The organism is Leucobacter soli (assembly GCF_042659205.1).
GTDB classification, from domain to species: domain Bacteria; phylum Actinomycetota; class Actinomycetes; order Actinomycetales; family Microbacteriaceae; genus Leucobacter; species Leucobacter soli.
Map to the genome: position 1 here is coordinate 1 of NZ_JBHSRW010000053.1, position 13,229 is coordinate 13,229.

Here is a 13,229-nt window from a genome sequence, read left to right on the forward strand (position 1 = left end):
GAAGCCCGAGGCCGCGCCGGTCGAGCCGGCCGCCCGGCGAGGACTCTCGAAGGCCGGACGGTCCGCCCTCTTCGCGGTCGGCATCGCCGCGCTGTTCGCAGTCTGCGCGCTCGCGCCCCCGCCGCTGCCTCAGCACTTCCTCGTGCTCACCCTCTCGATCGTGGTCGGCTTCTACGTGATCGGCAAGGTCACCCACGCGCTGCACACGCCGCTCATGGCCGTTACGAACGCGATCAGCGGCATCATCGTGGTCGGCGCGATGCTTCAGATCGGCATCGACGACCCGCTCGTGCAGGTGCTCGCCGCGGTCGCCGTGCTCGTCGCCAGCATCAACGTCTTCGGCGGCTTCTCGGTGACGAGACGCATGCTCGCCATGTTCCAGAAGGGGGGCGAGCGATGAGCTCCGTCACCAGCAGCGCCGCTGCCCTCGCAAACGTCATCGCGGCCGACACGGTCGACACCGCAGCCTTCGTGGACCTCGCGGGATCCATCGCGACCGGCGCCTACGTCGCCGCCGCGCTCCTCTTCATCCTGAGTCTGGCAGGTCTCAGCCGGCACGAGACCTCGCGCCGCGGCGTCTCCTACGGCATCACCGGCATGGTGATCGCGCTCGCCGCAACCGTGCTCCTGACCGTCGCCGACGCGTGGGGCCGGCCGCATGCGACGTTCGGGCTCGTCATGCTCGTCGGCGCCGTCGTCGTCGGAGGCGCGATCGGGCTCTGGCGCGCGCGCATCGTCGAGATGACCGGCATGCCCGAGCTCATCGCCCTGCTGCACTCCTTCGTGGGCCTCGCGGCCGTGCTCGTCGGCTGGAACGGCCACCTGCACGACCCCGGCCTCACCGGCGCGCTGCGCGACATCCACCACGCCGAGGTCTTCATCGGCATCTTCATCGGCGGCGTGACGCTCACCGGATCCATCGTCGCGTTCCTCAAGCTCTCCGGCCGCATGGCCTCCAAGCCCCTCACCCTGCCGGGCAAGAACGTACTGAACCTCGGCGCGATCGTCGTCTTCATCGCGCTCACCGTCTGGTACGTGAACGCGCCCGCGCTGTGGCTGCTCATCGTGGTCACCGCGATCTCGCTGCTGCTCGGCCTGCATCTGGTCGCGTCGATCGGCGGCGGCGACATGCCCGTCGTCATCTCGATGCTCAACAGCTACTCCGGCTGGGCGGCGGCCGCAGCCGGCTTCCTGCTGAACAACGACCTGCTCATCGTCACCGGCGCTCTCGTCGGCTCCTCGGGTGCGTACCTGAGCTACATCATGTGCAAGGCGATGAACCGATCCTTCATCTCGGTGATCGCGGGCGGCTTCGGCATCCAGGCGACCGCCTCGACGGATGAGGCCGAGGGCGAGTACCGCGAGACCGACGCCTCCACGGTCGCCGAGATGCTCGGCGGGGCCTCCTCCGTGATCATCACCCCCGGCTACGGGATGGCGACCGCGCAGGCCCAGTACCCCGTGGCCGACCTCACCGCGAAGCTGCGCGAACGCGGCGTCGAGGTGCGCTTCGGCATCCACCCGGTCGCCGGGCGTCTGCCCGGGCACATGAACGTACTGCTCGCCGAGGCGAAGGTGCCCTACGACATCGTGCTCGAACTCGATGAGATCAACGCCGACTTCGCGTCGACCGATGTCGTGCTCGTGATCGGCGCCAACGACACGGTGAACCCGGCGGCCGCCGAGGAGCCGGGCAGTCCCATCGCGGGCATGCCGGTGCTGCACGTCTGGGACGCCGAGAACGTGATCGTGTTCAAACGCTCCATGGCCTCCGGCTACGCGGGCGTCTCGAATCCGCTCTTCTTCAAGGAGAACACGAGGATGCTCTTCGGGGATGCGAAGGATCGGGTGGAGGACATCCTCCGCGCGCTGTAGCGCGGGGCGTACGGCGCGAGGGCCGGGGTGCGCCCGGGTCCTGATCCTCGCCCCAGTCCTTCGCGACCCCTGCCTCACGCCACCTCACACCACCGCATTCGCCAGCATGCGGTAAGAAATCTGCGCAGCGTCAGCTGGATTCTCGAAAAATAGCTGACGCTGCGCAGATTTCTGACGCTTTGCAGGCGGATGCGTGTGCACCCGCGGCAGAGCGGAGGGTGGCTACAGCGTCTCGCCGAGCTTGAAGCCCTTCACGTCGTCGCCCTCGCGGGTGTACGAGAAGCCGTCGGCACCGATCGTCACGGCGAGCTCGCTGTCGTCGGTGCGCGCGACGATCGGCTGCAGTTCTCCGTCGAGATCGAGCACGCGCGACGCCTCCGTGTACCACGACGGCACGACCGGGTTGCCCCACCAGTCGCGGCGCTGGTTGTCGTGCACGTCCCAGGTGACGACCGGGTTGTCGGGGTCGCCGGTGTAGTAGTCCTGCGTGTAGATCTCGACGCGGTGCCCGTCGGGATCGAGGATGTAGAGGTAGAACGCGTTCGAGACGCCGTGTCGGCCGGGGCCGCGCTCGATGCGGTCGCTGAGGCGCAGGGCACCGAGCTTGTCGCAGATCGCGAGGATGTTGTGCTTCTCGTGCGTCGAGAAGGCGACGTGGTGCATGCGGGGCCCGTCGCCGCCGGTCATGGCCGTGTCGTGCACGGTCGGCTTGCGGCGCATCCACGCGGCGTAGACGGTTCCCTCTTCGTCCTGGATGTCCTCGGTGACGCGGAAGCCCAGGTCCTGCATGAACTTCGTCGCGCGCGGCACGTCGGGGGTGACCTGGTTGAAGTGGTCGAGGCGCACGAGCGCACCCGGCGTGTAGAGGTCGTAGCGCCAGGCGAGGCGCTCGACGTGCTCGACGTCGTAGAAGAACTCGTAGGGGAAGCCGAGCGGGTCGACGACGCGCACCGAGTCGCCGATGCCCTTCACGAAGCCGTTCTCGTCGCGGCGCACGTCGCAGCCGAGCTCGGTGTAGAAGGCGACCGCCTTGTCGAGATCCTCCGGCGTCCGCACGCGGTACGAGAACACGGCGACCGCCGCGACCGGGCCCTTGCGCAGCACGAGGTTGTGGTGGATGAACTCCTCCATCGAACGGAGGTAGATCGCCTCCTCATCCTCTGCCGTCACGATGAGGCCGAGCACGTCGACGTAGAAGTTGCGCGATGCCGCGAGGTCGGTGACCACGAGCTCCATGTACGCGCACCGCAGGATGTCGGGCGCGGGCGCGCTGGGGGTCGCGACCGGGTTGTCGCTGGAGATCGGGGCCTCCTCGGTGACCCAGAAGCCCGACGAGGTCTTATTGCTCTGCTTGAGTTTTGCCATGATGTTGCGTCCTTGCGTTCGGAAGGTTCTGTCTCTGGATGATCACTTGCCGGCGCCGAAGCGGGGCGAGTGCGCCTCGTTCAGCGTGATGTGCACGGCCTGCTGGTCGGTGTAGAAGTCGATGGAGCGGTAGCCGCCCTCGTGGCCGAGGCCGGAGGCCTTGACCCCGCCGAACGGGGTGCGCAGGTCGCGCACGTTGTTCGAGTTGAGCCACACCATGCCCGCCTCGACGGACTGCGCGAAATTGTGCGCGCGCTTCAGGTTCGACGTCCAGATGTAGGCGGCGAGGCCGTACTTGGTGTTGTTCGCGAGCTCCAGCGCCTCCTCGTCGGTGTCGAAGGGGGTGATCGCGACCACGGGGCCGAAGATCTCCTCCTGGAAGATGCGGGCGTCGGGCGAGACGTCGGCGAAGGCGGTCGGGGCGACGTAGTTGCCGGTGGGGAAGCCCTCCGGCCGCCCGCCGCCGGCGATGAGACGGCCCTCGGTCTTGCCGATCTCGACGTAGCTCATGACCTTCTCGAAGTGCTCGGGGTGCACGAGCGCACCGACCTCGGTCGCCGGATCCGACGGCAGGCCGACGACGATGTTCTTCGTGCGCTCCGCGTAGCGCTCCACGAACTCGTCGTAGATGTCGCGCTGCACGAGGATGCGGCTGCCGGCGGTGCAGCGCTCGCCGTTCAGGCTGAAGACGCCGAAGACGGTCGCGTCGAGCGCCTGCTCGAGATCGGCGTCGGCGAAGACGACGGCGGGGCTCTTGCCGCCGAGCTCCATCGAGAGGCCCTTGAGGAACGGCGCGGCGTTGCCGAAGATGATCTGACCGGTGCGGCTCTCGCCCGTGAACGAGATGAGCGGCACGTCGGGGTGCTTCACCAGCGCATCGCCCGCGGTCTCGCCGAAGCCGTTGACGAGGTTGAACACGCCGTCGGGCACGCCGGCCTCGCGGAAGATCTCGGCCCACAGCGAAGCGGAGAGCGGCGTGAACTCGGCCGGCTTCAGGACGACCGTGTTGCCGGTGGCGAGCGCCGGGCCGAGCTTCCACGACTCGAGCATGAAGGGGGTGTTCCACGGCGTGATGAGGCCGGCGACGCCGATCGGCTTGCGGTTCACGTAGTTGACCTGACGGCCGGGCACCTTGAAGGTGTCGTCGTGCTGGGCGACGATGAGGTCGGCGAAGAAGCGGAAGTTCTCGGCCGCGCGGCGGGCCTGGCCCTTGGCCTGGGTGATCGGCAGGCCCGAGTCCCAGCTCTCGAAGAGCGCCAGCTGCTCGTCTCGCGATTCGACGATGTCGGCGACCTTGTGCAGGATCCGCGAGCGCTCGCGGGGGACCATCCTCGGCCAGGGGCCCTCTTCGAAGGCGCGCTTGGCCGCGGCGACGGCGAGGTCGATGTCGCCCTGCTTTCCGGACGAGGCCTTGATGTAGTTCTCGTTGGTGACGGGATCGAGCACGTCGAACTCGTCGCCGTCGACGGAATCGACGAACTTCCCGTCGATGTAGTGGCGGATCTTGTCGGGGAGTCCGGCAGGCTTCTGGTGAGTCATCCTGTGTCCTTCTTCTGCGGTGGGTGTGACGTGGGGTCGCGGCGGATCGGGAGGATCCGGGCGGTGATTGAGCGGCAGGTCAGGCCGCGGGCTTCTCGGTGTCGGCGGGGTGGCGCAGCTCCTCCTGGTGCGTGAGCACGGCGTCGAGCGTGGCGAGTCGATGCTCGCGGGCGGCGAGCTCGATCTCGAGTACGGGCGCGCCGGATTCGAGGAGCGCGAGCAGGCGCTCGTGCTCCTCGACGGATTCGTGCGCGCGGCCGGGGACGAAGCTGAACGACGAGTTGCGCAGGATCTTCATCCGGTTCCAGCCCCGGTGGACGAGATCGAGGATGTGCGGGTTCGGGCAGGTCTCGAACAGCACCGAGTGGAACTCGAGGTTGAGCTCGGTGAAGCGCTGCGGGTCGAAGTGGGCGAGGCTCTGCCGCATCCGCTCGTTGACGGCGCGCGCCCGGGCGAGCTGGTCCGCCGAGACGGCGGGAGCGGCGAGCGCCGTGGCCGATCCTTCGACGAGGGCCAGGGTCTGCATCGTGTGCAGGTATTCGGTCTCCTTGATGAGTGAGACCTGCGCACCGACATTGGTCTCGAAGGTCACGAAGCCCTCGGCCTCCAGGCGCCGGATCGCCTCGCGGACGGGCACCACCGACATGTCGAGCTCCGCCGCGATCGGGGCGAGCACCAGGCGGTAGCCGGGCACGTAGCGTCCGCTCTCGATCCGCGCACGGATCTCGCGGTAGGCCCGCTCGCTCTTCGGAAGCGCGGCCATGATCAGGATCCCGCGCCGTTCGCCGCCTCGGCCGCGGCGCCGGCAGCGCGTGCAGCCTCGTAGCGGGCTCGCCATTCGGCGTTCATCGGGAACAGGCCGTCGACCGGCGCACCCTTGGCCACCTGCTCGGCGACCCAGGCGTCGGCCTCCTCCTGCGCGGCGGCCTCGGCGGCGACCTCGGCGAGCAGGAAGGGAGGGATCACGATGACCCCGTCCCGGTCGCCCATGATGATGTCCCCGGGTTGCACGGCCGCGCCGCCGCAGGCGACGGTGACGTCCGTCTCCCACGGCACGTGGCGGCGGCCCAGCACGCTGGGGTGGGCGCCCTGCGAGAAGACGGGGATGTCGAACTCCTGCACGGCGGCGAAGTCGCGCACCCCGCCGTCGGTCACGATTCCCGCGGCACCGCGCACCTGCGCGCGCAGGGCGAGTACGTCGCCGACGGTGCCGGTGCTCGGGATGCCGCGGGCCTCGACCACGAGCACCTCGCCCGCCTCGACGGTGTCGAAGGCGCGCTTCTGCGCGTTGAAGCCGCCTCCGTGGGCCTTGAAGAGATCGGGGCGGAAGGGGATGAAGCGGAGGGTCTTGGCGGTGCCGAGAATCCGGTCGCCCTCGTGGTTCGGGTGGACGCCGTCGATGAAGATGTCGGTGTAGCCGCGCTTGCGCAGCGCGGCCGAGACGGTGGCCACGGCGACTCCGTCGAGCTGGGCGCGGATCTCGTCGGTCAGCGGGTTCTGCGGCGAGTCGGCGGCGACCTCGAGCGGCGTCGCCCTCCCTGCGGCCACGGCCGTCGCGTGCTCCTCCTCGCTGCCCCAGGCCTCGATCCGCTGCAGGTCGTCGACCTTCGGCGCGCTGCCGAAGCCGCCGAACTCGTGCGTGCCCGCGACGACGGTGGTGACGAGCCGGCCCGTGCTGGGCGCACCCGGAGCGTTCGGGGCGTCGACCTCCACCTCGACGACGTCGCCGGGGACCACTACCGAGGATCCGGCCGGGGTGCCGGTGAGGATCACGTCGCCGGTCTGCAGCGTCATGTGCTGCGAGAGGTCGGCGACCAGCTGCCCGAAGGGGAACTCGAGCGTGTCGCTCGTGTCGTTCTGCACGAGCTCGCCGTTCACCCAGGTGCGGACGCGCCAGGCGTCCTGGCCGATGCCTGCGGTCGGGATCGCGACCGGGCCGAGCGGGGTGAAGCCGTCGCCGCCCTTGTTGCGGACGTTCGAGCCCTTGTCGGCGGCGCGCAGGTCGTAGAGGCCGAGGTCGTTGGCTGCGGTCACCCGGGCGACGTGGCTCCAGCCCTCCTCGGGGGAGACCCAGCGGGCGGGCTCGCCGATGATGAGCGCGATCTCGCCCTCGAAGGCGAGGAGCTCGGTGCCTGCAGGGCGCTCGACGGTGCCGCCGGTGGGGGCGAGCGACGATGCGGGCTTCAGGAAGTAGGAGGGGAACTCCGGGCTGCGGCCGCGCTGCGCGATGCGCGAGGGGTAGTTCAGATGCACGGCGATGATCTTGCCCGGCGTGTCGATCCCGTGGGTCATTGGTGAGCCTCGCATTCAAATACTCCGCTGTCTGATATTTCAAATCATATACGATCGAAACGGGTTTGGGAAGGCCGTTATGAGACGGGCCGTTGAAAGGTCAGTAGCTCGCGCGCGGGGCGGATGCGCCGCCCGCGCTCGGGGCGAAGCGGTCGACGAGCGCCTCGGTCTGCCGGGCGAGGATCGCGACGTCGGCGCCCACCGCGACGAAGGCGGCACCCGCCTCGATGTAGCGCTCGGCGTCGGCCGGAACGAAGGCGTTGACGCCCGCCGGCTTGCCTGCGGCACGCGCCGCCGCGATGGATCGCAGCACGGCCTCGACCACCTCGGGGTGGCTCTGCTGCCCGATCACCCCCATCGAGGCGGCGAGATCGCTCGGGCCGACGAAGATCGCGTCCACTCCGTCGACGGCGACGATCCGCTCCACGTCGGCGACCGCGGCGGCCGACTCGATCTGCACCGTCAGGCTGATCGTCTCGGAGGCCCGCGAGAGGTAGCCCTCGACGCGATTCCAGCGCGCCGAGCGGGCGAGCGCCGATCCGACGCCGCGCACACCGCCGAGCGGGTATCGGATCGCGCGCACGATCTCCTCCGCCTGCTCGGCGGAGTCGACCATCGGGACCAGGAGATTCTGCGCACCGAGGTCGAGGAACTGCTTGATCGTCACGGCATCGCCGCAGGGCGGCCGGACCAGGGGAGCGGCCGGGTAGGCCGACATCGCGTACAGCTGCGCGAGGACCGACTCGAGGCCGTTGGGGGAGTGCTCGGCGTCGAGCAGCACCCAGTCGCAGCCGGAACCGGCGACGATCTCGGCGGTGACGGGACTGCCGGCGCAGGCCCAGAGGCCGATGAGCGGCCGGTCCGCGGCGGCCAGGCGATCCCGGAAGGTGGGAGGCAGGCTCAGATGAATCGGCATGTGATCGACCCCAGCCCGTTGTACTCGGCGTGCACGGTGTCTCCGCGCTCGACCCACATGGGCCGGGTGAAGGAGCCCGCGAGGATGGTCTCGCCGGCTTCGAGGCCCTGACCGTGCTGCGCGAGCTTGTTCGCGAGCCAGGCCACGCCCATTGCGGGGTGGCCGAGCACGGCGCCCGCGACACCGGACTCCTCGATCGTCTCGTTCCGGTAGAGCAGAGCGGACACCCAGCGCAGGTCCACCTCGTGCACGGGTACCGGGCGCCCGCCCAGCACCATGGCGCCCATGGCGGCGTTGTCGCTGATCGTGTCGACGATCGTGCGCCCCTCCATCTCGAGGTGCGAGTTCAGCACCTCGAGCGCGGGCACCACGTAGGCGGTCGCGTCGAGCACGTCGAAGATCGTCGTGTTCGGGCCGACGAGCGGCTTCGCGAGCACGAAGGCCAGCTCGACCTCGATGCGCACGTTCGAGAAGCGGTCGAACTCGAGCACGGTGCCGGACTCGACGACCATGTCGTCGTGGATCACGCCGTAGTCGGGTTCGGTGATTCCCGTCGCCACCTGCATCACCTTCGAGGTGAGGCCGATCTTGTGGCCGACCAGGCGCGCCCCGTTCGCGATGCGGCGATCCGACCACACCTTCTGGATCGCGTACGAATCCTCGACCGTCATGCCCGGGTACCGGCTGGTGAGCCGGGGAAGCACCGCGCGATCGCGGTCGGCCTGCACCAGCTCCGCCGCGATGGCTTCTATCTGCGTCTGTTCGAGCACGTTCGCCCCTCTCTCGCCGCCGCCCGCACATGCGGCACTGCTCAGATCGTATATTATCCGGTGCGCGCCGTGCGTGGTCCTGGCGTCATGGGACGGCTCGGCCGTCGACGCCGAGCAGCCTCCGGAGCTGATCGTGCGGCAGACCGTAGCGGGTCGTGCCGTTGATGCCGGTCATGGTGTCGGAGGCGAGCATGGCGTTGACGATCGCCTCCTCGGTGGCTTCGATCGCCGCGTAGAAGAGCGGATCGATCCGATCGTTGCCGAGCGCCGTCACGGGGTAGGCGAGCGGACCGATCCCGGCGCCCGATCCTACGGGGATCTCGCCACTGCCGGTCGAGAAGCAGAACGCCAGATCACCGCTGCCGTTCTCGCCCGCACCGCCGAGGCGCGCGATGCCGAGGGTGGCGCGCTGAGCGAGCCGTGCGCACTGGTGCGGGAGCAGCGGCGCGTCGGTGGCCACGATCACGATGATGGATCCGCTGCCCTCCGGCAAGGCGCCGCCGAACCGGGCATCCGGCGCCTCGCCATCAGCCCCGGCGGCGCGTTCCGCATCGCCGGGCAACTCGATAGCCGGGCCCACGAGTCGGCCCTCGATGGTGAGCCGGCGTCGGCGCCCGTGGTTCGCCTGTACGAGCACGCCGACGGTGTAACCGCCGTCCTTCGCGGGGACCACTCGTGAGGCGGTGCCGATCCCGCCCTTGAAACCGTGGCAGACCATGCCGGTGCCGCTCCCGACGCTGCCCTCGGGCACATGCCCGCCGCGCGCCTGCTCGATGGCCCGATGCACGTGCTCCGGGCGTACATGGAAGCCGTTCAGATCGTTGAGCACGCCGTCCCAGGTCTCACCGACGACGGGCAGCGACCAGTACTCCTCACCGGCAGGGCGCGAGGCGACCTCGTGCGCGACGAGCGCATCCCGCACGACGCCGACGCTGTGGGTATTCGTGAGGCCGATGCAGCTCGTCAGCAGTCCCGACTCGCGCACCCACTCGAGCCCGGTCATCTCACCGTTGCCGTTCAGGCGATGCGGCGCGGCGTACAGGGGGTGGCGCCACGGCTCGTCGCGCGGAACGATCACCGTCACGCCCGTGCGCACTGGGCCCTCGCCCGGCACGAGCTCGCCCTCGCCGGAGATCAGCGTCGTATGCCCGACCCGCACGCCCGCCACGTCGGTGATGGCGTTGAACGGGCCGTTCGGCAGAGCGCCCATGGCGAGCCCGAGATCGCGCGCCTTCCGCCCGGAGGGCGCGCCATAGATCTCGCCTGCTTCGGATCGCGCCACTATGCGCCCCCTTCTCGTCCGGCCCGAATGCGACGGGCCCGCACCCAGTCTCGGGTACGGTGCGGGCCCGTTCAAGCGCATGCTCGGGGCGGCGCCCGATCAGCGGTCAGCCGCTGATGACGTGGGGCTCGGCGACGGCCTTGAGTCCCATGACGCCGAACTCCCGGCCGTAGCCGGACTGCTTCGCGCCGCCGAACGGCACCATCGGGTGGAGGCCGCCGTGCGAGTTGATCCAGGTCGTTCCCGCCTGCAGACGCGAGGCGACCGCGAGGGCCTTCGAACGATCCGAGGACCACACCGAGGATCCGAGTCCGACCTCGAGCTCGTTCGCCAGCGCCACCGCCTCGTCGAGGTCGGAGTAGCGGATGATCGGGAGGGCGGGGCCGAACTGCTCCTCGACCACGAGCGGGTTGTGCGGGTCGATGTCGGTGACGATCGTCGTCGGGTAGAAATTGCCCGGAGCGTCGTAGTCCGGGTCGCCGCCCAGCGCGACCGTCGCGCCGCTCTCCTTCGCCGCCTTGACCAGCCCATCGACCACGTCGAACTGCGCACGGTTCTGAAGCGGGCCGAGGACATTGTTCTCGTCGAGGCCCACGCCCATCGGCACGTTCTTCGCGAACTCGACGAGATGCTTCACGACGTCGTCGTAGATCGAGTCGTGCACGTACAGGCGCTTCAGCGCGGCGCAGGTCTGACCGGTGTTGATGAATCCGCCCCAGAAGAGATCCTCCGCGATGGCCGCGGGATCCGCGTCGGGCAGCACGATGCCGGCATCGTTCCCGCCGAGCTCCAGCGTGAGCCGGGTGACGTTCCCGGCCGATGCCTCGATGATGCGCTTGCCCACCGGCGTCGAGCCGGTGAACATGATCTTGCCGATCTTCGGGCTGCGCGTCAGCGCATCGCCGACCGTGCGGCCGGGGCCGGTCACGATGTTGAGCACGCCCTCGGGCAGCACCTGGTTCATGACGGTCACGAGTGCGAGCACCGAGAGCGTGGTCGTCTCGGCGGGCTTGATCACGACGGTGTTGCCCATGCGCAGCGACGGAGCGATCTGCCAGATCGAGATCATCATCGGCCAGTTCCACGGCGAGATCGCGCCGACTACACCGATCGGCCGGTAGTGCATCTCGGCGTAGCCGGACTCGTCGTCGATGACGACCTCGACAGGGAGCGGCGTATCGGCCGCCGTACGGGTCCACACCTCGCAGCCGCCGACCTCGAAACGTGCGTTGGGGCCGTTCAGCGGCTTGCCCTGCTCGCGCGAGAGCAGCTCGGCCAGGGGTTCGGCAGCCGCTTTGATCGCGTCCGCGGCCTTGTGGAGGTAGGCCGAGCGCTCGGCGTCGCCGAGGGCCGCCCAGGACTTCTGCGCGGCTTCGGCGCGGTCGATCGCGGACTCGAGATCCGCCACGTCCTGCACGGGTGCCGTGCCGATCAGCTCATCCGTCGCCGGGTCGCGCACCTCGCGAGTCTCACCGCTCGTGGGCGTGATCGCCGCCAGCAGGCTGTCGTAGGTATCCATGGGTCCTCCACTTCGAGTTTCGGGGTCGTGATCAGGATACGTCGCGGTCGCCGGCGGGTCCTTGTCGCTCGGGGCTTCGGGGTTGTCTCACCGGGAACAGTCGCGTCAGGAGCCTCAGGCCCGGAGGCCGACCGTCCGGAAACCGGCGTTGCCCATGCTCGAATCGGGGGTGTTGCGGGACCTGGCCGAGTTGCGGTACCGGTTGCAGTACGAGGGATGGCAGAGGTAGCTGCCGCCACGGAGCACCCGCTCGTCCCCCGCATCGGGCCCCGCCGGGTCGGCGAGCGGCGAGCGCGCGTAGTACGCGGCGTCGAATCGGTCGGCGCACCATTCCCAGACGTTCCCCACCGCCTGCCACAGGCCGAAGCCGTTGGGGGAGAAGGAGCGGACGGGCGCCGTGCCGATCCATCCGTCCTCGGCGGTGTTCCGCACCGGGAACGCGCCCTGCCAGACGTTCGCGCGCCAGACGCCGTCGCTGCCGTCGATCGGGTCGTCCCCCCACGGGTAGGCCGCGCGATCGAGCCCGCCGCGGGCGGCCCGCTCCCACTCGGCCTCGGTCGGCAGGCGGCGCCCGGCCCAGTCGCAGTAGGCGGCGGCATCGTTCCAGCTGACATGCACGACCGGATGGTCGTCGATGCCCGCGAGCGATGTCGCCCTCCCACCCGGGTGCCTCCAGTCCGCCCCGCGAACACCGATCCACCACGGCGTGCCGGCGACGGGCCCCGTGATGTCCGAGGCCGGGGCCGCGACGAGCAGATGGAACACCGCCGACGACGCGAACCGCTCCGCATCGGTGACGAAGCCGGTGGAGTCGACGAATCGTGCGAACTGGGCATTGGTGACCGGTGTCGCGTCGATCTCAAAGCCCCGGAGTTCGACGTCGTGCACCGGGATCTCGCCGTCGGCGGGCAGCCCGTCGCCCGACGAATCGCCCATCGCGAAGCCGCCGGCGGGGATCGCGCACTGCTCGACCGGGTGCCGTACGAGCTGCTCGCTCGCCGCGCTGTCGGCGCTCGCTGCGCTGCCGGTGCTCGCTGCGCTCGCGGACTCGAAGCCCGCGCGTACGGCGACGGGCGCCGAAGCGTCGCTCGGATCCTCCGCACCGTCTGAGCGGGCCGGAGCGCAGCATGTCGGAGCGTGTTCCGTCGTGTTCCTCATGCGCCCACCGTACCGAGCCTCGAGGCTGAGTTGTAGACTGGGCCCAGATCACGCGGCCCGGATCGGCCGCCGACCGATGCCGCAGACCGAGCCGAGGGAGCCCGACCACTCATGGACCGACGGTTTCCGGCGCGTCTGTTCTCTGCAGGCGAAGAGCCGGATGCGCGGTTCTCGCTCGCCAACGAGCGGACGTTCCTCGCCTGGATCCGCACCTCGCTCGCGCTGCTCGCGGGCGGGGTGGCCCTCGAAGTCCTCGGGCTCGGCATGCAGCCCGGCCTGCGACTCGCCGCGTCCATCCTGTTGATCGTCGCAGGCGCGCTCGCCGCACTGCAGGCGTGGTTCGGATGGCTGCGCACGGAGCATGCGCTGCGACTCGACCGCGCGCTGCCGCCCGCAGCGTTCTCGGCCGTGCTCGCGGTGATCGTGGTGATCACGGCCGTGCTCGTCCTCCTCGGCGTGCTGCTCGCATGACCTTCCCGCCGGATGGGGGCGGCCGGAACGAAGCCGCCCCCG

Annotated in this window: 11 protein-coding genes and 1 pseudogene; 3 read left to right on the top strand and 9 right to left on the bottom strand. The window is 69.7% G+C overall.

Going from position 1 to position 13,229, the window contains the following annotated elements; all coding sequences use genetic code 11:
- The coding region (locus ACFPZL_RS05375; protein ID WP_382334828.1) for a proton-translocating transhydrogenase family protein at positions 1-400 on the top strand (400 nt) is incomplete at its 5' end.
- The gene (pntB, locus tag ACFPZL_RS05380) at positions 397-1,875 is read left to right on the top strand and encodes a Re/Si-specific NAD(P)(+) transhydrogenase subunit beta (RefSeq protein ID WP_218114657.1); all 1,479 of its coding nucleotides are present in this window, start codon (positions 397-399) and stop codon (positions 1,873-1,875) included. The genes ACFPZL_RS05375 and pntB, both read left to right, overlap by 4 nt.
- A 222-nt stretch (positions 1,876-2,097) precedes the next feature.
- Here pntB and hpaD read toward each other — a convergent pair whose 3' ends face one another.
- The 9 genes and pseudogenes from hpaD to ACFPZL_RS05425 form a co-directional block, all read right to left on the bottom strand.
- Positions 2,098-3,240: a 3,4-dihydroxyphenylacetate 2,3-dioxygenase gene (hpaD, locus tag ACFPZL_RS05385; RefSeq protein WP_218114658.1), complete on the bottom strand. Its 1,143-nt coding sequence runs from the start codon at positions 3,238-3,240 to the stop codon at positions 2,098-2,100.
- 42 nt (positions 3,241-3,282) lie between these two features.
- Entirely contained in the window at positions 3,283-4,779 is a 1,497-nt protein-coding gene (gene hpaE, locus ACFPZL_RS05390; RefSeq protein WP_218114659.1) for a 5-carboxymethyl-2-hydroxymuconate semialdehyde dehydrogenase, read from the bottom strand.
- Positions 4,780-4,858: 79 nt separating this feature from the next.
- A complete protein-coding gene (locus ACFPZL_RS05395; RefSeq protein ID WP_218114660.1) occupies positions 4,859-5,542 on the bottom strand; it encodes a GntR family transcriptional regulator in 684 nt (227 codons plus the stop codon).
- 2 nt (positions 5,543-5,544) lie between these two features.
- A complete protein-coding gene (locus ACFPZL_RS05400) occupies positions 5,545-7,071 on the bottom strand; it encodes a fumarylacetoacetate hydrolase family protein (protein WP_218114661.1) in 1,527 nt (508 codons plus the stop codon).
- Between the two features lie 100 nt (positions 7,072-7,171).
- Complete coding sequence (locus tag ACFPZL_RS05405) at positions 7,172-7,987, bottom strand: HpcH/HpaI aldolase family protein (protein ID WP_218114662.1); 816 nt, start codon at positions 7,985-7,987, stop codon at positions 7,172-7,174.
- Positions 7,972-8,757, bottom strand: coding sequence for a fumarylacetoacetate hydrolase family protein (locus ACFPZL_RS05410; protein ID WP_218114663.1), 786 nt, complete (start codon positions 8,755-8,757; stop codon positions 7,972-7,974). The genes ACFPZL_RS05405 and ACFPZL_RS05410 overlap by 16 nt, the downstream gene beginning before the upstream one ends.
- Before the next feature lie 85 nt (positions 8,758-8,842).
- Positions 8,843-10,039 (bottom strand): DmpA family aminopeptidase, encoded by a 1,197-nt coding sequence (locus ACFPZL_RS05415; protein WP_218114664.1) that lies wholly within the window; start codon positions 10,037-10,039, stop codon positions 8,843-8,845.
- A gap of 106 nt (positions 10,040-10,145) precedes the next feature.
- Positions 10,146-11,558, bottom strand: coding sequence for an aldehyde dehydrogenase family protein (locus tag ACFPZL_RS05420; RefSeq protein ID WP_218114665.1), 1,413 nt, complete (start codon positions 11,556-11,558; stop codon positions 10,146-10,148).
- 114 nt (positions 11,559-11,672) lie between these two features.
- A pseudogene (locus ACFPZL_RS05425) lies at positions 11,673-12,536 on the bottom strand (formylglycine-generating enzyme family protein); the annotation flags it as partial.
- 291 nt (positions 12,537-12,827) lie between these two features.
- On the opposite strand from ACFPZL_RS05425, the gene ACFPZL_RS05430 reads away from it, so the two are divergent.
- Entirely contained in the window at positions 12,828-13,187 is a 360-nt protein-coding gene (locus ACFPZL_RS05430) for a YidH family protein (RefSeq protein WP_218114667.1), read from the top strand.
- Positions 13,188-13,229 lie beyond the last annotated feature (42 nt).

Excerpts from the sequence above, each read along its gene's own strand:
- pntB (WP_218114657.1), top strand. The coding sequence starts at position 397 with ATGAGCTCCGTCACCAGCAGCGCCGCTGCCCTCGCAAACGTCATCGCG.
- hpaD (WP_218114658.1), bottom strand. The coding sequence starts at position 3,240 with ATGGCAAAACTCAAGCAGAGCAATAAGACCTCGTCGGGCTTCTGGGTC.
- hpaE (WP_218114659.1), bottom strand. The coding sequence starts at position 4,779 with ATGACTCACCAGAAGCCTGCCGGACTCCCCGACAAGATCCGCCACTAC.
- ACFPZL_RS05395 (WP_218114660.1), bottom strand. The coding sequence starts at position 5,542 with ATGGCCGCGCTTCCGAAGAGCGAGCGGGCCTACCGCGAGATCCGTGCG.
- ACFPZL_RS05400 (WP_218114661.1), bottom strand. The coding sequence starts at position 7,071 with ATGACCCACGGGATCGACACGCCGGGCAAGATCATCGCCGTGCATCTG.
- ACFPZL_RS05405 (WP_218114662.1), bottom strand. The coding sequence starts at position 7,987 with ATGCCGATTCATCTGAGCCTGCCTCCCACCTTCCGGGATCGCCTGGCC.
- ACFPZL_RS05420 (WP_218114665.1), bottom strand. The coding sequence starts at position 11,558 with ATGGATACCTACGACAGCCTGCTGGCGGCGATCACGCCCACGAGCGGT.
- ACFPZL_RS05430 (WP_218114667.1), top strand. The coding sequence starts at position 12,828 with ATGGACCGACGGTTTCCGGCGCGTCTGTTCTCTGCAGGCGAAGAGCCG.